Consider the following 290-nt stretch of genomic DNA (forward strand, 5'->3'; position numbering starts at 1 on the left):
GCCATCAGACTCGCTCGAAAGCGAATCCAACCCGCACACATCATCGCATGGTCACTTTGGCGTAGAGCTCACCAGGCCGCCGCCCAGCGCGCGCACTTCAAAACAAAAAGACAACTGTAATGCTAGGTCGCGTGGACAGTTATCTTAGCCAGAGCAGAGTTGTGGCGATAGCGACGACAGCGAAGTAATTTCGTGCGGTTTTTTCGTAGCGCGTAGCAACGCGCCTGAAACGCTTCAGTTTCGAGAAGCAGCATTCGATTAGATGACGCTCGGCATAGAAGGGTTTGTTG

Annotated in this window: 1 pseudogene; it reads right to left on the bottom strand. The window is 53.1% G+C overall.

What is annotated here, in order from left to right:
• Nucleotides 1–139 precede the first annotated feature (139 nt).
• A pseudogene (locus ACZIRK_RS45620) lies at nucleotides 140–290 on the bottom strand (IS5/IS1182 family transposase); the annotation flags it as partial.

Source organism: Bradyrhizobium sp. Leo114, from assembly GCF_055229415.2.